The 5,196-nt window shown below is 61.7% G+C and carries 6 protein-coding genes and 1 pseudogene; 3 read left to right on the forward strand and 4 right to left on the reverse strand.

The window, feature by feature from the left end; all coding sequences use genetic code 11:
* Positions 1–359 (reverse strand): hypothetical protein (locus ABYW26_RS10130; RefSeq protein ID WP_372604728.1); only part of this gene is annotated, 359 nt, incomplete at its 3' end.
* Between ABYW26_RS10130 and ABYW26_RS10135 the strand changes: the two genes are divergently transcribed.
* Together ABYW26_RS10135 and ABYW26_RS10140 are read left to right on the forward strand one after the other, a co-directional pair.
* Positions 252–962: a glycosyltransferase family 25 protein gene (locus tag ABYW26_RS10135; protein WP_372604727.1), complete on the forward strand. Its 711-nt coding sequence runs from the start codon at positions 252–254 to the stop codon at positions 960–962. The two genes, ABYW26_RS10130 and ABYW26_RS10135, sit on opposite strands and share 108 nt — an antisense overlap.
* Positions 963–964: 2 nt before the next feature.
* Positions 965–1,798, forward strand: coding sequence for a polysaccharide pyruvyl transferase family protein (locus ABYW26_RS10140; protein ID WP_372604721.1), 834 nt, complete (start codon positions 965–967; stop codon positions 1,796–1,798).
* A gap of 31 nt (positions 1,799–1,829) precedes the next feature.
* Here the strand turns inward: ABYW26_RS10140 and ABYW26_RS10145 are convergent, their stop codons facing one another.
* Positions 1,830–2,483: a peroxiredoxin gene (locus tag ABYW26_RS10145; protein ID WP_372604723.1), complete on the reverse strand. Its 654-nt coding sequence runs from the start codon at positions 2,481–2,483 to the stop codon at positions 1,830–1,832.
* 135 nt (positions 2,484–2,618) lie between these two features.
* Here ABYW26_RS10145 and ABYW26_RS10150 point away from each other — a divergent pair, with 135 nt between their 5' ends.
* Positions 2,619–4,061 (forward strand): aldehyde dehydrogenase family protein, encoded by a 1,443-nt coding sequence (locus tag ABYW26_RS10150; protein WP_372604724.1) that lies wholly within the window; start codon positions 2,619–2,621, stop codon positions 4,059–4,061.
* Positions 4,062–4,070: 9 nt separating this feature from the next.
* On the opposite strand, the gene ABYW26_RS10155 is transcribed toward ABYW26_RS10150, so the two are convergent.
* Together ABYW26_RS10155 and ABYW26_RS10160 are read right to left on the reverse strand one after the other, a co-directional pair.
* Positions 4,071–4,718: an RluA family pseudouridine synthase gene (locus tag ABYW26_RS10155; protein WP_372604725.1), complete on the reverse strand. Its 648-nt coding sequence runs from the start codon at positions 4,716–4,718 to the stop codon at positions 4,071–4,073.
* A gap of 72 nt (positions 4,719–4,790) precedes the next feature.
* A pseudogene (locus ABYW26_RS10160) lies at positions 4,791–5,196 on the reverse strand (acetyl-CoA C-acetyltransferase); the annotation flags it as partial.

Below are 5,196 nucleotides of genomic sequence, written 5' to 3' on the forward strand. Positions count from 1 at the left end.
GCGGCAAGGTGCGTCTGGCGATGAAGATGGTCGATCAGGAAACCGGCGAAGAGCTGGCCAAAGAAGAAGTCTCTGAAGACTGATTTCTGAAAATAAACAGGCAACCCGCGGAAAGCGGGTTGCCTGATCCGCCCAGTGGCAATAGGCCCCGGCTTACGACCGAGCATGAGGTGCCGATGACAGACGCGCTCCCCATCTTTCTGATCAACCTTGATGGCAGCGATGATCGCTTGCAGGCCGCGACGCGCCAACTGGACGCCGCAGGCCTGACGTTTCAGCGCGTGCCCGCCGTTGATGGCAGAAAATGCGCTGCGTCTGATTTGCCCGGCTATGATCCCAAACTTGCGCTTAAACGTCACGGCCGCCTTCTGAGCGGTGGCGAGGTGGGCTGTTACCTGAGCCACATCAAGGCGTTGAGGCTGTTTCTGGACAGCGATGCGCCGATGGCGCTGGTGCTGGAGGACGACATCGCCGTCGGCCCGCACGCCAAGCCGGTTCTCAGCGCGCTGGTGGATTATCTTGCCGCCGGTCAGGTGGACAACTGGCACATGGTGAACCTGTGCCGAGGGGTAAAGCGCTATGCCTCGCACCTGCATGCTTTCGATGGCGCCGCCCAAGATCACGTGCTGTGCCGGGCGCATTATTTTCCCGACAAGACCACCGCCATCCTGTGGTCGCGCGCCGGGGCGCAGGAATTTCTGCGCGCCGCCACCCCGATCTATGCGCCGGTCGATCATTTTCTGCGCATCTGGAACACCGACACCGATGCCGGTCTAAGCGTGAAGCCAAAACCGTTCTGGACCACCGAGGTCGACAGCGACATCGGCGGCGATGACAATACGCGTCTTAAACAACGGCGAACCTTTCGTTATGCTTTGCGGAAACAGGTCGTCATGCGCAGAAACAAACGCAAAGCCCTTAAACTTTGGCAGAACTTTCAGAAACAGATTCAGGACAGCTAGGCGTGCCGCGCGCGGGGCTGGAACAGGCGTTCACGACCCTGGCCGATGATCTGAAAGTCATCGCCGGTGACCGGCCGCTGTTGTTCCTGATGAACCCCGGCAATTGGGGCGATGCGCTGATCCGCGAGGGGACCGAACAATTCCTGCAACAGCACGGCTTTCGCTATGCCCGCGCCAAGGCGATGGATTTGCGCAAGGGCCGGATCTCGTTGGCCGATGCTAAGGCGCTGACCGGCCACCCCGAGCCGGTGATGCTGTTCAACGGCTGTGGCATTTATTACAGCGCCTATAACTGGATTCCGGCGCTGGCACAGATGTCGCATCAGTTTGAAAGCGCAGTCTTTCTGCCCGCCACCTATCCCGAGCCGCTGGCCAAGGCCGGGTTCTCGGAAAACGCGGTGTTCTATGCGCGGGACCGGTTCGAAAGCCTGCACAACATGCCCAACGCGCGGTTCTGTCACGATATGGCGCTGTTCCTGCGGCCCGATGCCCCGGCCCCCCGGCGTGACACCGGCTATTTCCTGCGCAAAGACAAGGAAATGCCGCCTCAGGTTCAGATCCCGCGTGGCAATCACGATATTTCCCGCAAAGGCCGCACGCCCAGCCCGATTGACGGCTTCGTGGCGCGGATCGGGCAATATCGGCATGTGGTGACAAACCGCCTGCATGTCGGGATTTGCGCGGCGCTGTTGGGGCGGCAAGTGACCTTGTTGCCGAACAACTATTTCAAGATCCGCGCGATCTATCAGTCGTCGCTGCAACCGTATTTACCGAACGTCACCTTCTGCGAAGATTACGCCAAGATGCCGCATCCTGCCGCGCGGCGGTGGTGGTGACGCCGGGATTTCGCCCGGCGCCCTGGCCTGATTATTTCGGCGCCTTGATCGTGCGCAGATAGGGGAAGATTTCCTTGACCTCGCCGAACCAGGCCTTTGCATCCTCGGTCGAAACGGCGGTTTTCACGATCACATCCTCGCCCGGACGCCAGTTGGCCGGCGTGGCGATCGGGTTTTTCAATCCGGCTTGAACAGCGTCCAAAGCCCGCAGAATTTCATCAAAGTTCCGGCCGACGCTCATCGGATAGATCAGCATCAACTGCACCTTCTTGTCGGGGCTGATGATGAAAGTGGTCCGCACGGTCTGGGAATCCGCCGGGGTCGGGTTCTCGGGCAGATAGGCGCCTGCGGGCAGCATATCGTAAAGCTTGGCCACTTTCAGATCCGGGTCAGCAATGATCGGAAAGCTTGCGGCGGTGCCAGCGTAGGATTCGATGTCTTTCTTCCAATTCATATGATCGGCCACGCCATCGACCGAAATCCCGATCACCTTGGTGTTGCGCTTGGCGAATTCGTCAGCCAGCCGCGCGACGGCGCTGAATTCGGTGGTGCAAACCGGGGTGAAATCCTTGGGGTGGGAAAACAGGATCGCATAGCTGTCGCCGATCCAGTCGTGAAAGTCGATCTGCCCCTCGGTGGTCTCGGCGGTGAAGTTCGGGGCGGTGTCATTGATGCGCAGTCCCATCGGAATCTCCTGTTTTGCATCTCGAAATTTTGTCGCTGCGTCATAGATAAAACAAAACCGCTGTTCTGCATCCCCCGCTTGCGGAGAAATTCACGGGGTGACAGAGTGACGCGCGATTTGCCACAGGAGGCACCGATGATCGAAAAGCGCCAATTCTACATTAACGGCCAATGGGTTGACCCGATTCAGCCGAATGATTTCCCGGTCATCGACCCGTCAACCGAGGAAACCTGTGCCGTTATCTCGCTTGGCGGTCAGGCTGATACCGATGCCGCTGTTGCCGCCGCCCGCGCGGCGTTCCCGGCGTGGTCCACCACCCCCAAGGCCACGCGCATGGCGCTGCTTGAGCGTATTCTTGAGGTCTATATCAGCCGCAGCGACGATATCGGCGACGCGATCAGCACCGAGATGGGCGCGCCCATCGACTTTGCCCGCACCAATCAGGTGAATTCGGGTCGCACCCATATCAAGAATTTCATCCGCGCCTTTCAGGATTTCGAATTCGACCGGATGCTGGGCGCCCATGCGCCGAACGATCGCATCCTGCTGGAACCGATCGGCGTTACCGGCCTGATCACCCCGTGGAACTGGCCGATGAATCAAATCGCGCTCAAGGTCATTCCGGCCTTGGCAACCGGCTGCACGATGGTTCTGAAACCGTCGGAAATCGCGCCGCTGTCGGCGATTGTCTTTGCCGAGGTTCTGCACGAGGCCGGCGTTCCCGCTGGCGTGTTCAATCTGGTGAACGGCGATGGCGTGGGCGTGGGCACGCAGCTTTCGGTCCACCCCGAGGTCGATATGATTTCCTTTACCGGCTCGACCCGCGCCGGGATTGCGATCTCAAAGGCCGCGGCTGACAGCCTGAAGCGTGTGCATCTGGAACTGGGCGGCAAGGGTGCCAACCTTGTATTCGCCGATGCCGATGAAAAGGCCGTCAAACGCGGTGCGGTGCATTGCTTCCAGAACACTGGTCAATCCTGCAATGCCCCGACCCGGATGCTGGTGCAGCGCGCGATCTACGATCAGGCGGTCGAGATTGCCGCCGATGTCGCCACCAACGCGATCTCGGTTGGCTCGGCCCATGAAAGCGGCCGCCATATGGGCCCGGTGGTCAGCGCCGCGCAATTCGACAAGGTGCAGGGCCTGATCGCCAAGGGCATCGAGGAAGGCGCGCGTCTGGTCGCTGGCGGTCTGGGCCGCCCCGAAGGCTTTAACCGCGGCTATTTCGTGCGCCCGACGGTGTTTGCCGATGTGAACAACCAGATGACCATCGCCCGCGAGGAAATCTTTGGCCCGGTCCTGTCGATCATCCCGTTCGACACCGAGGAAGACGCCATCGCGATTGCCAATGACACGGTTTATGGCCTGACCAACTATGTCCAGTCTCAGGACGGCGCCCGCGCCAACCGTGTGGCCCGCGCCCTGAAATCCGGCATGGTGGAAATCAATGGCCAATCGCGCGGCGCCGGTGCGCCGTTCGGCGGCGTCAAGCATTCCGGCAATGGTCGCGAAGGCGGTGTCTGGGGTCTGGAAGATTTCTGCGAGGTCAAATCGGTCGCGGGCTGGACCGCCGACTGATCCTGCCGCCTAGAACGGCGCTTTCGCGGAAAAGGTCATCCCGATGCCGCCATCGGGATGACGAATGCGCAGGCTTTCAGCATGCAACATCAGGCGCGGCGCGGCGCGGGCCGCGCCGGTCGCATAAAACGGGTCGCCCAGAATCGGATGACCCAGCGCCTGCATATGCACCCGCAACTGGTGGCTGCGCCCGGTCTGCGGCATCAGCCGCACCCGCGTTGTCTCGGGTTCATAGCGCAGCACCCGCCAATCGGTGATGGCGGGCTTGCCGTTTTCATGATCGACAATCTGTTTCGGCCGGTTCGGCCAATCGACGATCAGCGGCAGATCGACGGTGCCGGTCTTTGGCTCAAGCCGTCCCCAGACCCGCGCGACATAGACCTTTTTGACCTTGCGCTCTTCGAACTGGCGGCCAAGCTGGCGTTGCGCGTCCGGGGTCAGGGCAAACACCATCACGCCCGAGGTATCGCGGTCCAGCCGATGCACCAACAGCGCCTCGGGGAACACGGTCTGGATGCGGCTGATCAGGCAATCGGCCAGATGCGCGCCCCGGCCCGGCACCGACAGCAAGCCCGCAGGCTTGTTCGCGATCAGGATCGCGTGGTCGTGGTGCAGGATGTCCAGCGGTGCGTCGGGCGGAGAATAGGTATCAATCATGGCGGTTCTCTAGCCGCAACCGCGGCGCAGGGCCAGAGGGCAGCGCCATGAGTATTTATCCCAGGAAAAGACCTAGAGCCGCTCGATCGCGATAGCGGTGCCTTCGCCTCCACCGATGCAGATCGCCGCAACGCCGCGCTTGAGGCCGCGCCGTTCAAGCGCGTTCAGCAGGGTAACGATGATCCGGGCGCCCGAGGCGCCGATCGGATGGCCCAGCGCACAGGCGCCGCCATTCACGTTGACCTTGTCGCGCGGCAGGCTGAGTTCCTGCATGAAGGCCATGGGCACGACGGCAAAGGCCTCGTTCACCTCCCACAGATCAACCGAATCCTTGTCCCACCCCAGCCGCGCCAGCAGCTTTTGCGCGGCCGGCACCGGGGCGGTGGGGAATTGCGACGGCGCCTGCGCGTGGCTGGCATGGCCAAGGATGCGGGCGCGCGGGCGCAGGCCCTGTGCCGCAGCCAAGGCGCCGGTTGCC

This window comes from Actibacterium sp. (assembly GCF_041584535.1).
Lineage (GTDB): Bacteria > Pseudomonadota > Alphaproteobacteria > Rhodobacterales > Rhodobacteraceae > Actibacterium_D.

Coding starts and splice junctions, on each gene's coding strand:
- ABYW26_RS10150 (WP_372604724.1), top strand. CDS start 2,619: ATGATCGAAAAGCGCCAATTCTACATTAACGGCCAATGGGTTGACCCG.
- ABYW26_RS10145 (WP_372604723.1), bottom strand. CDS start 2,483: ATGGGACTGCGCATCAATGACACCGCCCCGAACTTCACCGCCGAGACC.
- ABYW26_RS10155 (WP_372604725.1), bottom strand. CDS start 4,718: ATGATTGATACCTATTCTCCGCCCGACGCACCGCTGGACATCCTGCAC.